Here is a 16,799-nt window from a genome sequence, read left to right as displayed (position 1 = left end):
CCTACACTTTAATTCTAAAAAGCTCCTGTCCAAATTCAACCATGCTTTCATTTTGAACAAGAATTTCAACTATCTCACCATCAACATCGCATTGTATCTCGTTCATAATCTTCATTGCTTCTATGATACAGAGAGTATCTCCTTTTTTCACCTTTGTTCCAACTTCAACAAATGGATTCAAATTAGGTCCCGGTGACCTGTAAAATACACCTACTAAAGGTGCCTTTATTGTATGCAAGTTAGCAGTTGAAACTTCCTTTTTCTCTTCTTTTATGATATTTTCATCAGACTTTACATCAACATATTGAATTGTAGTTTTTGGCAAATTCTCTACACTTTGATACATTATTTCCTTCTTCATAACAATAGTCATATCTTTTGAAATAATTTCAAGGGATGTCAAGCTTGATTTATCCACTGACTGAATTAGTTCTTTAATTTCATTAATGTCCAAAATTATCCCTCCAAATTAAACTTTTTAAATAGTAAACAAGCGTTATGCCCTCCAAATCCAAAGCTATTTGAAATGACACAATTTATATCTTGCTTTCTTCCCTGATTCGGAACATAATCAAGGTCACATTCAGGGTCTTTTGTTTCGTATCCTATTGTTGCGGGAATGTATCCTTCTTCAATTGCCTTTATGCTTATAATAGCTTCTATCGCACCGGCAGCTCCAAGAAGATGTCCCGTCATCGACTTCGTTGAACTTATAGGAACTTTATAAGCTAATTCACCAAAGACCTTTTTAATAGCATCAGTCTCCAATTTATCGTTAAGTGGAGTGCTTGTTCCGTGAGCATTTATATATGATATTTCCTCTAACGCAACATCTGCATCATTTATCGCCTGTTCAATTGCCCTTGCAGCACCTTCAGCGTCTGGAGATGGTGCAGTCATATGATAAGCATCGCATGTAAAACCGTAACCTGTAACTTCACCGTAAATTTTTGCTCCTCGCTTTACTGCATGTTCAAGTTCCTCAAGTAACAATATTCCAGCACCTTCCCCCATGACAAATCCGCTTCTGTTAAGGTCAAAAGGGGTGCAAGCCTTATTAGGTTCGTTCGAATTTGTAAGAGCTGTTAAGTTGGTAAACCCGGCTAGTGCAAGGGGGGTAATCGGTGCCTCTGCTCCCCCTGCTATTAAAACATCAGCATATCCCATTTGAATGTATCTGAATGCCTCTCCAATAGCATTAGTCCCTGATGCGCAGGCAGTTACAACTGAAGAGCAAATTCCCTTCGCACCATACTTAATTGCGACGTTGCCTGATGCCATGTTTACTATTGCCATTGGGATAAAAAGAGGTGCAACTCTATTGGGACCTTTTTGATTTAAATTAGTGTTTTCTTTTTCAATTGTTGAAAGTCCCCCAATTCCTGAACCTATAACTACTCCAAATCTATTTTTATCTATTTTCTCTAAATCAATGTTAGAATCCTTAATAGCTTCATCTGCAGCTACCATCGCAAACTGACAAAATCTGTCCATCCTTTTGGATTCTTTTCTGTCTAAAAATTCTGCTGCATCAAAGTCTTTTACCTCTGCAGCTACTTTTACTTTAAAACTTTCAGTGTCGAAACTTTTAATAATATCTATACCGCATTTTCCTTCTTTTATACTTTTCCAAAAATCTGCAACATTGTTTCCAATTGGGGTTACTGCCCCAAGTCCAGTTATAACAACTCTTCTTTTCATCTGAATCACCTCTTAAATTACCATTCCACCATCAACATTAATTACTTGTCCAGTTATATATGCCGCATTTTCTGAAGCTAAAAATGCTACTAAATTTGCAACATCTTCAGTTTCTCCAAACCTTTTAAGCGGAATATATTCCATCATCTTTTCCTTTATTTTCTCTGGAAGTTTATCAGTCATGTCTGTCTTTATATATCCTGGAGCTACTGCGTTTACAGTTATATTTCTTGATGCCACTTCCTTTGCAACTGACTTAGTTAGACCTATAAGTCCAGCCTTTGCTGCTGCATAGTTTGCTTGTCCTGCATTTCCAATAAGACCAATCACTGAAGAAATATTTATTATTCTTCCATTCTTTTGCTTTATCATATATGGAATTGCATGTTTTATTAAATTGAATGCACCCTTTAAATTTGTTTTATATACATCATCAAAGTCATCTTCTGTCATTCTCATTATTAAATTATCTCTTGTTATCCCTGCATTATTGACTAATATATCTATCTTGCCAAATTTCTCTATGCATTTTTCTACTAGAACCTTTGTTTCATCAAAATTGCTGACATCAGCCTGAACCATCAGAACTTCTCTTCCAATTTCTTTTATTGTATTTTCAAGTTCCTTTAATCTGTCGTTACAAGTTCTATAATTTATAACTACATCTGCTCCCTCTTTTGCAAGTTTTATTGCAATATCTCGACCTATTCCCTTTGCTGCGCCTGTTATAATTGCTATTTTTCCTCTTAACATTTAATCTCCCCCAATGCATTAATTGTATTTTCAAGGGATTTCATATCTTCAATATTTAATACTCTTACTTTCCTGTCTATCTTTTTAATAAATCCTGATAATACCTTTCCAGGCCCTATTTCTATAAAAGTATCAAAGCCATCCTGTATAAGTCTTTTTACGCTGTCCTCCCAAAGAACAGAGCTTTTCATCTGCATCTTTAGAGATTCTTTTATATCACCATTCAAATAATCTCCAGTCTCATTTGCTATAATTGGAATAAAAGGGGGTTTAAATTCAAATTTTTCAATTTCTTTATAAAACTTATCTGCTGCTTGGTTTAAAAGGATTGTGTGAAAAGCACCGCTTACTGAAAGCCTGATAGCCTTTCCTCCCTTTTCAATTGCCACATTGCTTGCAGCTTCTAATGCTTTTTTATGTCCAGCGATTACTGTCTGCTTTGGACAGTTTATGTTTGCAACTTCAATAAATTCTATTTTACATGCTTCCTCTACTATATTTCTGACTTCATTTAGTTCAAGACCTATAATCGCAGCCATACCGTAATTAGTATCTTTAAATGCATCTTGCATTAAATCTGACCTTATCTTAACTATTTTAACCGCATCATAAATATTTATTACATCAGCTGCAACAAGTGCAGAATATTCACCAAGGCTAAAGCCTGCAACTGCATCTGCTTTGATTCCTCTTTCCTTTAAAGCCATCAATGCTGCAATGCTTGCAGTCAAGACGCAAACCTGCGTATTTTCAGTTCTGTCTAAATCTTCCTTGGGCCCTTCAAAACACAGCCTTGAGACATCACCATCAAATGCCTCATTAGCTATTTCAAAAACTTCCCTGGAAAGTTCTATATTATCATAAAGTTCTTTTCCCATTCCTACATACTGGGCACCCTGACCTGGAAAAACAAAAGCTATTTTCCCCACATTGCACCTCCAAAATTACAAATATTTACCTGTATTCTTTCTAATCGCTTCTTCAGCCTCTTTAAATATCTCTTCTATTATCTCGCTGCAGCTTTGTTCCTTTTTCACAAGTCCTGCAATCTGTCCTGCCATTACTGAACCCATCTCTATATCACCTGATTTTGCTGCCCTTTGGAGACTTCCCTTTCCCATCTCTTCAAATTTCTCGACGCTTCCTTCCTTTTCAAACTGGTTCATTATTCTTGCGAGTTTATTAAATAGAATTCTTACTGGATGTCCTGTAAACCTTCCTGTCACTACTGTATCTATATCCTTTGCCTTTAAAACCATTTGCTTGTAGTTTTCATGGACTGTGCATTCCTTTGCGACAAGAAATCTTGTTCCAAGCTGAACTCCTTCAGCACCAAGCATTAGGGCTGCTGCGACTCCTCTTCCATCTCCTATACCACCAGCTGCAATAACTGGAATATTAACAGCATCCACAACCTGGGGAATTAGAGCCATTGTAGTCAACTCTCCAACGTGACCTCCAGATTCTCCACCTTCTGCAATTACTGCATCAGCTCCGTATTTTTCAACTCGTCTTGCAAGAGCAACCGAAGGCACAACTGGAATTACAACTATACCGCTTTCCTTCCAAAGATTTATATATTTTGAAGGATTTCCAGCACCCGTTGTAACTACCTTTACCTTTTCTTCTGCTACTACCTTTGCAACTTCTTCAGCATATGGACTCAAAAGCATTATATTAACTCCAAATGGCTTATCAGTAAGGTGCTTTGCCTTCTTTATTTCTTCCCTTACCCAATCAGCTGGTGCATTACCAGCTGCTATTATTCCAAGACCACCTGCATTTGATACAGCAGATGCAAGTGATGCATCTGCTATCCATGCCATTCCACCTTGAAAAATGGGATATTTTATACCTACTAATTCAGTAATCCGTGTGTTAAACATCTTTATACCTCCAGATAAAAATTTTTATTTTAGAAACTGGAGAACATCTTTTACAGTTTTTAAAACTATTCTAGTTTAGACTCTATGTATGTTACTACATCGCCTACTGTCTTGAAATTTTCTCCCTCTTCAATTTGAATATCAAATTCCTCTTCAATGTTCATTACAAGTTCAACAATATCAAGTGAATCAAGTCCAAGCTCCTCAAAACTTGTTTCAAGCTTTATCTCCTCTGCACTTGTTCCTAAATTTTCTGAAATGATGTTTGTTAATTTTTCAAGTACCATATTAAATTCCCCTTTCAAATTAAAAAATTTTTAAATACTTAAAAGATCTTAGAGCAAAAATTTAACTTATTTTAAAAATCAAAATTTTTGATTTTCAAAATATTAATCAATAAAATTAAATTTTAATAAGTGAAGCACCCCAGGTTAGTCCTCCTCCAAATCCAACAAGTATGACATTGTCTCCTTTGTTAAGTAGCCCTTTTTCTATTGCCTCATCTAATGCAATTCCTATACTTGCAGCCGAAGTATTTCCAAATCTTTCGATGTTTATATAAAATTTATCCGTCCTCAACTTTAATTTTTTAGCTGCAAACTCAATTATCCTAATGTTGGCCTGATGAGGAACAATTAGCTTTATATCTTCTATGTTTAAGTTTGATTCATCTAAAACCCTTTGAATACTATTAACTATAACTTCGGTTGCAAACTTGAATACTTCTTTTCCATCCATATATATAAAGCTTTCTTCCTTTTCTACAGTGGCAACAATGTTGTTCACCTGAAGTGCTGGGATTTTCAACAAATTTCCCTTTGAACCATCGGATGCAATAAATGAAGAATATATGCCTTTTTCTTCACTAATTGATAATATTGCTGCACCAGCTCCATCACCAAACAAAACGCATGTGTTCCTATCCTTCCAATTTACTACCTTGGATAATACCTCTACACCAATTATAAGCGCGTTTTTGTATCTTCCACCTTTAATCATGGAACTTGCTATATCGATAGAATATAAGTATCCTGAACACGCTGCATTAATATCAAAGCATGCAGCACTTTTAGCTCCTATTTTTTCTTGAACAATGCAGGATACGGAAGGGGTAAAGTTATCTGGAGTAACTGTTGCAACTATTATTAGCTCAATTTGTTCAGGTTTCATATTTACTTTTCTTAATGCATCTTGAGCAGCTTTAACTGCAAGGTCAGATGTGTTTTCACCAGTCGATATTCTTCTCTCTTTAATTCCTGTTCTTGTTGTTATCCATTCATCATTTGTGTCAACAATATGGCTTAAGAAATCATTATCAAGTATCTTCTCAGGAACATATCTTCCTGTTGATAATATTCTTACCTCTTTCATTTAAATCACTCTTTTCTTAGTATTAATTCATATTTCTTTTTAAAGAATTCCTTTAACTTTTCTAAGGAACTAATTAGAATTTCTTCTTCATTTTCATTTAAATCGCTTATTATATTCCTTATCATTTCATGGTGAAATCTCTCATGGAGTTTATAAACAAGTTCTCCTTTGTGAGTAAGTTTTACATAAACAACTCTTCTATCAATTTCTGACCTATATCTTTCAGCATATCCCTTTTTTACAAGCTTATCTACCATTATTGTTAAGGTACCAACAGTTACCTTTAAATCCTGAGCAACTTCACTCATAGTTCTACCGCTCTGCTTGCCAATTGCCTCAATTGTATGAACCTCTGTTATTGATAAATCGCCAAGTTCGCTTCCCTTTAATGCATTCTGCTCAATTATCAAGATGTCGTTAAAAATATCAACAAGTAACTGGTTTAACACCGTATAGGTCTTATTCATTTAATCACCCCATAGCAACTCTTCTTTTTATTATTTTCCCAAGGTATAATGCTATAAATGCTTTTATCATATCCGGTATAATGAATGGAATTAGCCCTATCTTTAAAGCTTTATAAATATCCATCCCAGTCATAAGCTTTAAATAAGGAACTCCAATTAAATAGACAACTAAAATACTACATATTATTATAACAGCTTGCTTAATAGAATTGTATTGTTTGATAGCCATTCCTGCAGTATATGCTGCTATAGGGAACGATAAAATGTAACCACCAGTAGGACCAAAAATCACTTGGAATCCAGCCTTTCCTCCAGCAAAAACTGGCAATCCAATTGAACCTAGCAATATGTAAGTTAAAACAGCTAAACCTCCATCAGTTGGTCCTAAAACAATTCCAGTTAACAGTATTGCAAAAGTTTGCAATGTTATAGGAACAGTTCCTATGGGGATTGATACGAGAGATAGAACACTAATCAGTGCTGCGAACAATGCTATCTTTGTCATTTTTCTTATATTCAAAATAACCCCTCCATATATTTTGATTATCAAATATTTTTATTTTCAAAATATATTTTATTATAATATATTCATAACGTCAAGAAAATATTAGTTAAATAAAATTAATAAGGTCATGAATCAAAATATAAATCCCATGAACGATTTTCAAATTCGTTGATGGGATTATTGATCATAATTGAATCTTAAAAAAAGTTTACACTTAAATGCTAAATTAATTAATATTATTCTCTTATTTGACCTTCTCCATAAACAACGTATTTTACACTTGTTAATGCTTCAAGTCCCATAGGTCCCCTTGCATGCATTTTCTGGGTGCTTATTCCAATTTCAGCACCAAAGCCAAATTCAAATCCATCAGTAAATCTAGTAGAAGCATTTGCATACACTGCTGCAGCATCTACTTCTCTTAAAAATTTATTCGCATTAAAATAATCCTTTGTTATAATGGATTCTGAATGTTTTGTTCCATATCTATTTATGTGTTTTATCGCCTCATCAATACCTTCGACCACCTTAACAGAAATTATCAGGTCTAAAAATTCCGTTTTAAAGTCTTCTTCAGTAGCTTGAATTACATCATTAATAATTTGTCTAGTTTTTTCACAACCCCTTACTTCAACTCCCATATCAATTAATTTTTTACATATTACTGGCAAGAATTCTGAAGCAATATCTTCATTTACTAAAAGGCTCTCTGCAGCATTGCAAACGCCTGGCCTTTGAACCTTGGCATTTATAATGATGTTCTCTGCCATTTCAAAGTCAGCACTTGAATCAACGTATATATGGCAGTTGCCAACTCCTGTTTCAATTACAGGAACAGTTGAATTTTCAACAACAAATTTGATAAGCCCTTCTCCTCCTCTTGGAATTAAAACATCTATATATTCATTTAGCTTCATAAGCATTTTAACTGCTTCTCTGTCAGTAACGTCAATAAATTGAATAAATTCTTTATTAAAACCATTCTTTTCTAAAGACTGTCTTAAGACATCTACAATTATTTTGTTTGAATTAATTGCTTCAGAGCCACCCTTAAGTATAACTGCATTTCCTGATTTTATACACAATCCTGCTGCATCAGAGGTAACATTTGGTCTAGCCTCATATATTATTCCAATAACCCCCAAGGGAACTCTAACCTGTTGTATTTGCAGACCATTAGGTCTTGTCCAAGCAGAAACAGTTTTTCCTATCGGATCATCAAGTTGTGCTATTTTTCTTAGTCCATTTGCCATTTCTTTTATCCTTTTTTCATTTAATGTTAATCTATCTATTAAAGCACTTGAAAAACCTTTTTCCTTTGCTTTAAACACATCCTTTTTATTTTCTTCAATTATTATATCTAAACTATTTTCTAATCCTTCAGACATTTTTAAAAGCATTAAATTTTTTGAATTAGTATCCATTTTTGCAATCTCACTTGAACTTTCCTTAGCCATTTTGGCCTTTAAAATTACATAGTTTTCCACAATCCTTCACTCCTTATAAAATAACCATATTATCCCTATGGATTACTTCCTTATAATTTTGATTATTTTTTTTATCAGAATTTATTATTTCTAGCAATTCCAACGCTGAAAAATTAACTAGCCCCTTTGCTATTTCATTTCCCTCCAAATCTAATACAGCTACACTATCACCTGAAGAGAAATTTCCTTCTATTGTTTTTATCCCAGTTTTTAGCAGACTCTTATTCTGGTTAACAAGTGCTTTTACTGCCCCATCGTCTATAATAATTTTACCCTTTATCTTACTTCCAAAAGCAATCCATCTTTTTCTTAAGTTCAACTTTTCTTCACTGCTCAAAAATATAGTCCCTATATTTTCACCTTTAAGTATTCTATATAAAACTCTATCATTGCTTCCTTTTGCGATAATCATAGAAATTCCAGATGAAAGCGCAATTTTTGCTGCTTCAATTTTAGTCGCCATCCCCCCTGTTCCAAGTTTAGACCCAGCTCCTCCTGCTATATTTATTATCGATTCGTCAATACTTTCTACAGTAGAAATCAATTCTGCATCAGGATATATTAAAGGGTTTTTATTATAAAGTCCTTCAATATCAGATAAAATAATTAACAAATCACCTTCCACGAGTATGGAAACTAGTGCCGATAGTGTATCGTTATCTCCAATTTTTATTTCATCAACAGCTACAGCATCATTTTCGTTTATAATTGGAACTATTCCATTTTTCAGTAAGCTAAATATAGAATTCCTTGCATTCAAAAACCTAATTCTATTATTAATATCCTCCCTTGTTAGAAGTATCTGACCAACTATAATGCCATACTCTGAAAAAATCTTTTCATAAATGTGCATCAAAAGTCCTTGTCCAACAGCAGCGCAGGCTTGCTTTTCTGGAATTGTTTTTGGCCTTTGCTTTAATTTCAACTTTGCCATACCAGCTCCAATTGCTCCAGATGTAACAATTATTATTTCATAACCTGCATTTTTTAAATCTGCAATCTGTCTTATTAATTTTTCCATCATATCATAATTAGGTAAGCCATTGCTGTGTGTCAGCGTCGATGAGCCAATTTTAATAACCACTCTCTTTTTATCCTTAAAATATTCACTTCTGTTCAAGTTATCACCTACTTTATTGAATTTTTTAATTAACATTTTTTCATTTTTTGAAATTATTTAAATTTTATAATAACTAATAAATTTTTGCAATAAAAAAACGCCTTAAAGGCGTTTGAGAGGGGGGTATCATGATTCTATTCTTTTAAACCAGTTGTAGCAATTCCCTTTATAAAATTTCTTTGGAAAATCAAGAATATTAGAATTGTTGGAATTGAAAGTATCATCACTCCTGCTAATACTTGATCCCAAAATTGATAATATTGACCATAAAATGAATTAAGTCCAACAGGTAGAGTAAACATTTCCTCAGATTGTGCAAGTAAACTTGGCCATAAGAAACTATTCCAGTTGCCTGTAAACATTAAAATAAATTGTGTTGAAAGAGCTGGTCTTGCAAGTGGTAAAACTATTCTAAAGAATATTCCAAATCGGCTTAGACCATCTATCATAGCAGATTCCTCTATGGCCTTTGGAATTGAAGTAAAAAACTGTCTCATCAAGAAGATTCCAAATAGACTTGTTAAAAAAGGAATTGTAAGCCCTTTGTAGGTGTTAACCCACCCTAGCTTTGATAATAAAATAAAAGTAGGAACCATTACAACTTGCCCTGGAACCATCATCATACCAAGTATGGCGAAAAATAATACTTTTTTTCCTGGGAAATTAATTCTTGCAAGAGCATATCCTGCCATAGAGTTAAACAATAAATTACCAAAGGTTACAATAAGTGCAACATAAATGCTATTAAAAACCCATCTTGCAAAAGGGAATTCCTTCCACAAGAATACATAATTTTTAGCTGATAAAGTTTTAAAGTTAATATTAAAATTATTAATCTCGCTTGTTGGTTTAAAAGAAGTAATAAAACTCCATAAAAAAGGACCTAAGCATATAATTGCATAACCAATCAAAACAATATAAAAAATCAGCTTTGAAACAGACAATTTTCTATTCATTTTATCACCTCAAAATTCAGTTTCCTCACCAAAAAATTTTCTTTGTATAAGCGTCAAGATAAATATTATTGCAAAAAGTATAAAGGCTATAGCGCTTGCGTAACCCATCTGAAAATCTCTAAATCCAGTGTTGTATAAATATAATACTACTGTCATTGTTGAATCAAGTGGTCCACCCGTCCCATTTGAAACAACATACGCTTGGTCGAATACCTGAAATGTTCCTATTAATGAAACAACAAGATTAAAAAATATAGTTGGTTTTAACAAAGGTATTGTTATATATAAAACTTCCTGAAGTTTGTTTGCACCATCAATTCTTGCAGCTTCATATAATGAAGTTGGTATATCCTGAAGTCCTGCAAGAAAAATTACCATATATAAACCCACCGAAGACCAAATTGCCATCATCATAATAGAAGGAAGTGCAAGCCTTGTATCCCCAAACCAGTTATAGGCTGGCAAATTGAATATAGCTAAAATCCTATTCAATATTCCATCGGTTTTGAAAATAAACATAAACATTACAGAAACTGCAACTGTTGAAGTCACAGTTGGAATATAATAGGCTACTCTAAAAAAAGTTTTTCCTTTTAAATTTGAATCAACTATTAGAGCTAATAATAACGCTATTGTTAATTGAATCGGAACTACTCCAAGTGAATAAATAGAAGTATTCAATAATGCCTTTAAAAATGTGGAATCCTGAAAAGCGTTCAAATAATTAGCAAATCCAACCCATGGTGCTTCAAACATGCTTATCATATCTAAATAAGAATATTCTTTAAAGCTTAACATAAATGCTACAAGCAAAGGTCCTATAAAAAATACAGCTGCAGATATAACAAATGGAGTTACAAATAGCCATCCGTCCACCCGCTCTCTTCTTTTTAATTTTTTCATAGTCATTACATTTTTTTTAAAATTGTTCTTTGTCTCTAATTGCAGGTTCATCAAATAACCCCCTTTAAAAATGGGAAGCGGAATTCCGCTTCCCTTATTTAATTTCTTTTACTGCTTGTTCTAATGCTGTTCTTGCATCTTTTACTTTCTTGTAATACAATTTTTCACATGCTTTTGTTAATGAATCAAGTATCTTTGCACCCTTTAATCCAAATTGATAAACTTTTGAATATCTTACCATGTCAACTAATGGTTTTCTTTCTGGATATTTTTGAGTGTAAACTCCACCCATAGATTTTCTCGATGGAATTGCAAGTCCGCTTTCTGCTGTCATTAAAAGCGCCTGCCTTCCTGTTAAGAATTTTATAACCTCAGCTGCTTCTGCCTTATGCTTTGAACGAGCACTCATAACGTATGCAACTGTAAATACTAAATCTCCTTCTTTGTCTCCCTTTGGCAATTTTGCTATTCCATAGTTTACATCAGGTGCAGCATCCTTCATAAACGGAATCATCCATCCACCTTCTATAACCATCGCTGCTTTCTTTTGAGCAAGGGCATCACCATTCCAGCCTACTCCAAGTTCCTTTGGAGTTGCTGCATAACCCTTTTTCAATAGTGATACATAAAAATCCAAACCCTTTGCAGCTTGTGGTGTATTGAATACAGGCTTATCTCCATTATTTATTTGAGCTCCTGCCTGGAACATAAACGGAATAAATCTTGCAGCATCAATTGATAGAGCCATACCCTTTACTCCATCCTTTGTCAGCTTCTTTGCTGCTTCTTCTAATTCCTTCCAAGTTGTTGGAGCTTTAGTTATACCGGCTTCCTTAAACATATCCTTATTATAGAAAATTGCTAATGTATTGTAGTCCTTTGGCAAACCATATATCTTACCATTTCTTGTAAATCCGTTAAGCAATGATGTTTCAAAATCCTTAACATCATTCTTATCGATATACTTATCTAATGGCTCAATTACATTTTTAGCCATATATGCTGGTGCAAGTGAAACGTCAAGATAAAACACATCAGGTTCAGTCCTTGAAGCAAATTTAACCTGCATTTGTTGATTGTAGTCACCTGTGATAACCTGTTTTTCGATTTTAATGTTTGGATAAAGTTTTTCAAACTCCTTAATTTGGTTGTCCAGGAGTTCTGTTTCAGCTGGTGAAGAGCCCCAACATCCCAACTTAATTACAGTTTTTGATGCTGCATTTGCAGGTTCTGAATTTAAACTAAAGCCTGCAAACAATCCAACAACTAAGACAAAAGTCATTAGTAGTGAAATAAGTTTTTTCATATGGATCCCCCTTTATAATATTTTAACCCCTTCGGGTTTTAAACTGATGATTTAGCTGTCGATTCTCTAACAATAAGCTCAGGTTGAATAACAACCCTTCCTATTCTTTGACCAGAAATCAAATTAATTAATATATTAGCTGCCGACTCCCCAATCAGCGTAGTATCCTGCTTTATTGTTGTAAGCTTTGGATTTGAAAGCTGCGCTAAATACAAGTCATCAAATCCAACAATCGAGATATCTTCTGGAATAGAATAACCTATATTGCTTAACGCATTTATTGCTCCAATTGCCATAAGGTCGCTGGCACAGAAAATAGCAGTTATGTCGTTGTGTTTTTTTATCAATTCCTCTGCCGTTTTTGCTGCTCCTTGATCAGTAAAATCAGCATTTACAACTAATTCCTGCTCTATATTTATTCCATATCTATTTAACGCAAGTAAGTATCCATCTAATCTTTCAAAACTTACAAAAGCATCCTTATGACCATTTATCATAGCAATTTTTTTGTGTCCTAATTTAATCAAATGTTCAACTGCTAAAAATGCGCCTTTAATATTATCTACACCTACGCACCCTACGTTTGGATTATTTATATGAATGTCATATAATACACATGGGAGTTCAAATTCGCTGAGTTCTTTATAGTAATCATCTGTTAGTTTTAAACCCATTATAAAGGCTCCATCAAGTTGTTTTTCAGTATAAAGTTTTTTAAGGTTCTGCGTCTTTTGCATGTCTGAACTTGTTGAAAGTAGGACTGTTTCAAATCCCTGTTTATCAGCAGTATTCTTAAAAGCCATAAGCATTTGAAAAACCAAAGGATTCAACATTCCAGTTAAGTCATAGTCTTCAACCAGCATTCCCAATCTGAAATTTTTATTTGAACTTAAGCTTTTAGCAACGATATTGGGCTTGTATCCCAATTCATCTGCAATTTTAAGTATATATTCCCTTGTTTCTGCATTGATATCGCTATAATTGTTAAATGCTCTTGAGACAGTGCTTACAGAAACACCCGCCTTTTTAGCAACATCTTTAATTGTTATATTCTTATCCATATTTCCCTCCATTTTCGCCGCAGCGAGTTAATTTTGAAAAATCTATTTAAAAACTGTAAGCACCTTTTTTATCATCTACTTACAAAAATCTCTTCATCTTTTACTAAATTGAATTTATTTCCATAAATCTTAACTAAAATATCATTATCTGCTCTTACCCCAACCTTCTCCTTATCAATCGTTATCCTTAATTCAGTGCCCTTCCAATTTAATTTATAGGAAAATTCATTCCAATTTTCAGGAATCCATGGGTTAAAGTTTGGGATTTCTTCGTTATCGATACTGAATCCTCCAAATCCAAATACTGCACTTTGCCACGACCCTCCAGTTGATGCTGCATGTAAGCCATGCGCGGCATTCCCTTGATTATCTTCAATGTCGGTGTAAATTGTTTTCATAAAATACTTGTATGAATTTTGCCTATCCCCAACTTTAAGACCCATAATTGAATACATAGACGGACTTAATGAGGATTTGTGCATAGTTCTTTTTTCATAGTATTCATAGTTTATTTTCTTAACTTCATCGCTGAATTCATCCTCAAGCATTAGCATCAGCATTACAATATCTGCCTGTTTTATAAGCTGAGTATCATGAAGTTTTAATCCCTTCAGGTCCGGCCATTTTGGCATTCCATTAGAGTCATATTTTGTTATGGGAATATCTGCTAATTCGAAATAGCCCTCAAATTGTTCTATTAACTTGCCATCCTTCGCCATAGGTATATAAATTTTATTTAACCTATTTTCCCATTCATTAAAATCAATTTCAGACAAACATAAATTGTTGCACAATGCCCTATATTTGTTTAAGTTGATTTGATTAAGTTGCTTTGCAACCTCAACAGCCTTCTTCATATTCCATTTAGCCAAATAATTAGTAAATACATTGTTATTCACATGTTCATGGAACTCATCAGGCCCTATCACTTTATTTATTTCGTATCTATCGTATTCCTTATTGTATTCCAATCTGCTGTTCCAGAACTTTGCTGTATCAAGTATTATCTCTATGCCGTAATTTAGCCAAAAATCTTCGTCGCCTGTTGCTCTATAATATTCCCATACTGCAAATGAAATATCTGCGTTTATATGGAATTCTTCTTCACCAGTCCAAATTCTGATAGGTTCACCATTATATCCAAAGCCCCACTTAGGTGTAACTTCTAAACCGTCGTCAGCAGACTCCCAAGGAAATTGAGCTCCTTTATAGCCATTCATCTTTGCATTTTTTCTGGCACCGTCAAGAGTATTATATCTATACATAAGTAATGCTCTTGCTACTTTGGGATTTGTATAAATAAAGAACGGCAGCATAAAAGTTTCAGTATCCCAAAAAACATGTCCTTTATATCCTTCACCATGAAGAGCTTTAGCCGCTATACTAACTCTTGTGTCCCCTTCATAAGCAGAAGAAGCTAATTGAAACAGATTAAATCTAATTCCTATCTGAGCTGCTTCATCTCCATTAATCTGTATATCAATCTTATTCCATAATTCTTCCCATACATTAATATGCTTTTGTTTTTCATCTTCATATCCCTGTTTCAAGAATTCATCGAGTTCAACTTTGGTTAAATTAATCAAATCAAGATTTGAATCCCTGGATGTAAAGGTTGTCCCATATTTGAACAGAACAAATTCTTTTCCTTCTTTTACAAACGCCTCGTAAACTTCCCTCGATACTTCACCAAAGTTGCTGAATTTTCTGGATTTAAATATATTTTCCCCTTCACATTCTGCATAAATCGTAGTTGCTTCTACTATTTCAATCCCTTTATCAATTGTCTTTGTGCTCAAAAGTATACCCGGCTTTAAATCTAATGCTTTTTCAACTCTTATATGTTTAGAACGATTATAAGGGTCATATGTGCTATTTGTTACTGAACCATCTATTAAGTTTTCTACAAACATCTTCCCTGAAAAGTTTAAAGGTTTTATCTTTATTTTTTCACCGTATCTATGGACATTATTTCTGCTCACAAATCTCTCTTTATCTATTTTAACCATCCTACCCGATGGCAATTTAAGTGAATATGTAGAATATAACACTCCTTCCTTCATGTTGAGCTTTCTTTCAAAATTTATTACTTCTGAAGTATCTATATCAACCAATTCATTGTCAAAATATATGTTTAATAACAGAGGATTTTGGCAGTTAACTATCTCAGTAACCTGTGCATCGTTCTTGTCGAATATTCCAGCTATAAAATTTCCACATTCATACCTTTTCGAAAAGTCCTGTATTCCCCTGAAACCCCTGTATCCATTAGCAAGCGTGAATATAGTTTCATATTTTCTATTGTTTTTCCAATCATAATTATTCAAATTTATCTCCCACAATTTTACCATTTAAAAACCTCCTAAAATTTCCGTAATCGTTTTCGTTAATTTTATTATAAGAAAATTTTGTTAATTTTGCAATATTATTTTTTATGTATTTTTACCTCTTTTTCGTCTATTTTATTGCTTTTTAGACTAAAACGTTTTTGTTATAATCTTTTTTGAAATACATAAGAAAGGAGACATAATTTATGACTATAAAGGGATGTATTTTTGATTTAGATGGTGTTGTTGTTGATACAGCTAAATATCATTATCTTGCATGGAAAAGGCTAGCAAACGAACTTGGATTTGAATTTACTGAAAAAGACAATGAAAGACTAAAGGGCGTTAGCAGAATGAAATCACTCGAAATTCTTTTAGAAATCGGAAACATGAATTTTGACGAAGAAATAAAAGAAAAACTGGCAGAAAAGAAAAACAATTGGTATGTTGAATATATTTCCAAGATGGATGAAAGTGAAATACTACCTGGCGTAAAAGAATTTATTACTAATTTAAAGAAAAATGGAATTAAAATTGCACTAGGTTCAGTTAGCAAAAATGCAGGTATAATACTTGAAAACACTAATCTAAAAAAATATTTTGATGCCATAATTGACGGAAATAAAGTTACTAAAGCTAAGCCAGACCCTGAAGTTTTTTTAAAGGCTGCCGAAGAACTTGGTTTGGAACCATATGAATGTATTGTTTTTGAAGATGCTGTAGCAGGGATTGAAGCTGCGAAAAATGCCAACATGAGAGTCATAGGCGTTGGTTCCGATGAAATATTAAAAGATTCTGATAAGGTTATATCAGGATTTGAAGGGATAGACTTATCAATTTTAGAATTCTAGCTATAAGATATGTAAGTGCACAATATTCAAAAGATATTGTGCATTTTTTTATTTATGCAATTATGATAAAATTTATTGTTGTACTAGGATGTTCAAAGTTGTATT

At 33.4% G+C, this 16,799-nt stretch carries 17 protein-coding genes; 1 reads left to right on the top strand and 16 read right to left on the bottom strand.

Annotated features, from left to right (window positions below):
- Position 1: 1 nt before the first annotated feature.
- From accB to ABG79_RS00100, 16 genes are all read right to left on the bottom strand, one after another.
- Positions 2-454: an acetyl-CoA carboxylase biotin carboxyl carrier protein gene (gene accB / locus ABG79_RS00175; RefSeq protein WP_057975875.1), complete on the bottom strand. Its 453-nt coding sequence runs from the start codon at positions 452-454 to the stop codon at positions 2-4.
- Between the two features lie 2 nt (positions 455-456).
- Positions 457-1,701 (bottom strand): beta-ketoacyl-ACP synthase II, encoded by a 1,245-nt coding sequence (fabF, locus tag ABG79_RS00170; protein ID WP_057975873.1) that lies wholly within the window; start codon positions 1,699-1,701, stop codon positions 457-459.
- Between the two features lie 12 nt (positions 1,702-1,713).
- Positions 1,714-2,454, bottom strand: a complete 741-nt coding sequence (gene fabG / locus ABG79_RS00165) for a 3-oxoacyl-[acyl-carrier-protein] reductase (protein WP_057975871.1) — start codon at positions 2,452-2,454, stop codon at positions 1,714-1,716.
- Complete coding sequence (fabD, locus tag ABG79_RS00160; RefSeq protein ID WP_057975869.1) at positions 2,448-3,383, bottom strand: ACP S-malonyltransferase; 936 nt, start codon at positions 3,381-3,383, stop codon at positions 2,448-2,450. Before fabD ends, fabG begins: the two co-directional genes overlap by 7 nt.
- A 15-nt stretch (positions 3,384-3,398) precedes the next feature.
- Positions 3,399-4,340 (bottom strand): enoyl-[acyl-carrier-protein] reductase FabK, encoded by a 942-nt coding sequence (gene fabK / locus ABG79_RS00155; RefSeq protein WP_057975867.1) that lies wholly within the window; start codon positions 4,338-4,340, stop codon positions 3,399-3,401.
- A 65-nt stretch (positions 4,341-4,405) separates the two neighbouring features.
- Positions 4,406-4,627, bottom strand: a complete 222-nt coding sequence (gene acpP / locus ABG79_RS00150; protein ID WP_057975865.1) for an acyl carrier protein — start codon at positions 4,625-4,627, stop codon at positions 4,406-4,408.
- Positions 4,628-4,742: 115 nt separating this feature from the next.
- The gene (locus ABG79_RS00145; RefSeq protein WP_057975863.1) at positions 4,743-5,711 is read right to left on the bottom strand and encodes a beta-ketoacyl-ACP synthase III; all 969 of its coding nucleotides are present in this window, start codon (positions 5,709-5,711) and stop codon (positions 4,743-4,745) included.
- Between the two features lie 5 nt (positions 5,712-5,716).
- Positions 5,717-6,178 carry a MarR family winged helix-turn-helix transcriptional regulator gene (locus ABG79_RS00140; RefSeq protein ID WP_057975861.1) on the bottom strand — a complete coding sequence of 154 codons (462 nt, stop codon included), beginning with the start codon at positions 6,176-6,178 and terminating at the stop codon, positions 5,717-5,719.
- A gap of 4 nt (positions 6,179-6,182) precedes the next feature.
- Positions 6,183-6,698, bottom strand: coding sequence for a biotin transporter BioY (locus tag ABG79_RS00135; RefSeq protein ID WP_200956774.1), 516 nt, complete (start codon positions 6,696-6,698; stop codon positions 6,183-6,185).
- 221 nt (positions 6,699-6,919) lie between these two features.
- The gene (locus ABG79_RS00130) at positions 6,920-8,170 is read right to left on the bottom strand and encodes a glutamate-5-semialdehyde dehydrogenase (protein ID WP_083490248.1); all 1,251 of its coding nucleotides are present in this window, start codon (positions 8,168-8,170) and stop codon (positions 6,920-6,922) included.
- 13 nt (positions 8,171-8,183) lie between these two features.
- The gene (gene proB, locus ABG79_RS00125; protein WP_057976444.1) at positions 8,184-9,290 is read right to left on the bottom strand and encodes a glutamate 5-kinase; all 1,107 of its coding nucleotides are present in this window, start codon (positions 9,288-9,290) and stop codon (positions 8,184-8,186) included.
- A 134-nt stretch (positions 9,291-9,424) separates the two neighbouring features.
- The gene (locus ABG79_RS00120; protein ID WP_057975859.1) at positions 9,425-10,246 is read right to left on the bottom strand and encodes a carbohydrate ABC transporter permease; all 822 of its coding nucleotides are present in this window, start codon (positions 10,244-10,246) and stop codon (positions 9,425-9,427) included.
- Between the two features lie 9 nt (positions 10,247-10,255).
- Positions 10,256-11,200: a carbohydrate ABC transporter permease gene (locus ABG79_RS00115; RefSeq protein ID WP_242859282.1), complete on the bottom strand. Its 945-nt coding sequence runs from the start codon at positions 11,198-11,200 to the stop codon at positions 10,256-10,258.
- 43 nt (positions 11,201-11,243) lie between these two features.
- On the bottom strand, positions 11,244-12,455 hold the full coding sequence (locus tag ABG79_RS00110; protein ID WP_057975857.1) for an ABC transporter substrate-binding protein: 1,212 nt from the start codon (positions 12,453-12,455) through the stop codon (positions 11,244-11,246).
- A gap of 38 nt (positions 12,456-12,493) precedes the next feature.
- Positions 12,494-13,516 (bottom strand): LacI family DNA-binding transcriptional regulator, encoded by a 1,023-nt coding sequence (locus ABG79_RS00105; RefSeq protein ID WP_057975855.1) that lies wholly within the window; start codon positions 13,514-13,516, stop codon positions 12,494-12,496.
- 71 nt (positions 13,517-13,587) lie between these two features.
- Entirely contained in the window at positions 13,588-15,867 is a 2,280-nt protein-coding gene (locus tag ABG79_RS00100; RefSeq protein ID WP_057975853.1) for a glycoside hydrolase family 65 protein, read from the bottom strand.
- Between the two features lie 182 nt (positions 15,868-16,049).
- Between ABG79_RS00100 and pgmB the strand changes: the two genes are divergently transcribed.
- The gene (gene pgmB / locus ABG79_RS00095) at positions 16,050-16,694 is read left to right on the top strand and encodes a beta-phosphoglucomutase (protein WP_057975851.1); all 645 of its coding nucleotides are present in this window, start codon (positions 16,050-16,052) and stop codon (positions 16,692-16,694) included.
- Positions 16,695-16,799: the final 105 nt, after the last annotated feature.

The sequence above is a fragment of the Caloramator mitchellensis genome (assembly GCF_001440545.1).
In the GTDB taxonomy this organism is placed as follows: Bacteria; Bacillota; Clostridia; order Clostridiales; family Caloramatoraceae; genus Caloramator; species Caloramator mitchellensis.
The sequence above is the reverse complement of the archived record's forward strand: the minus strand, read 5'-3'. Positions and strand labels throughout refer to the sequence as shown.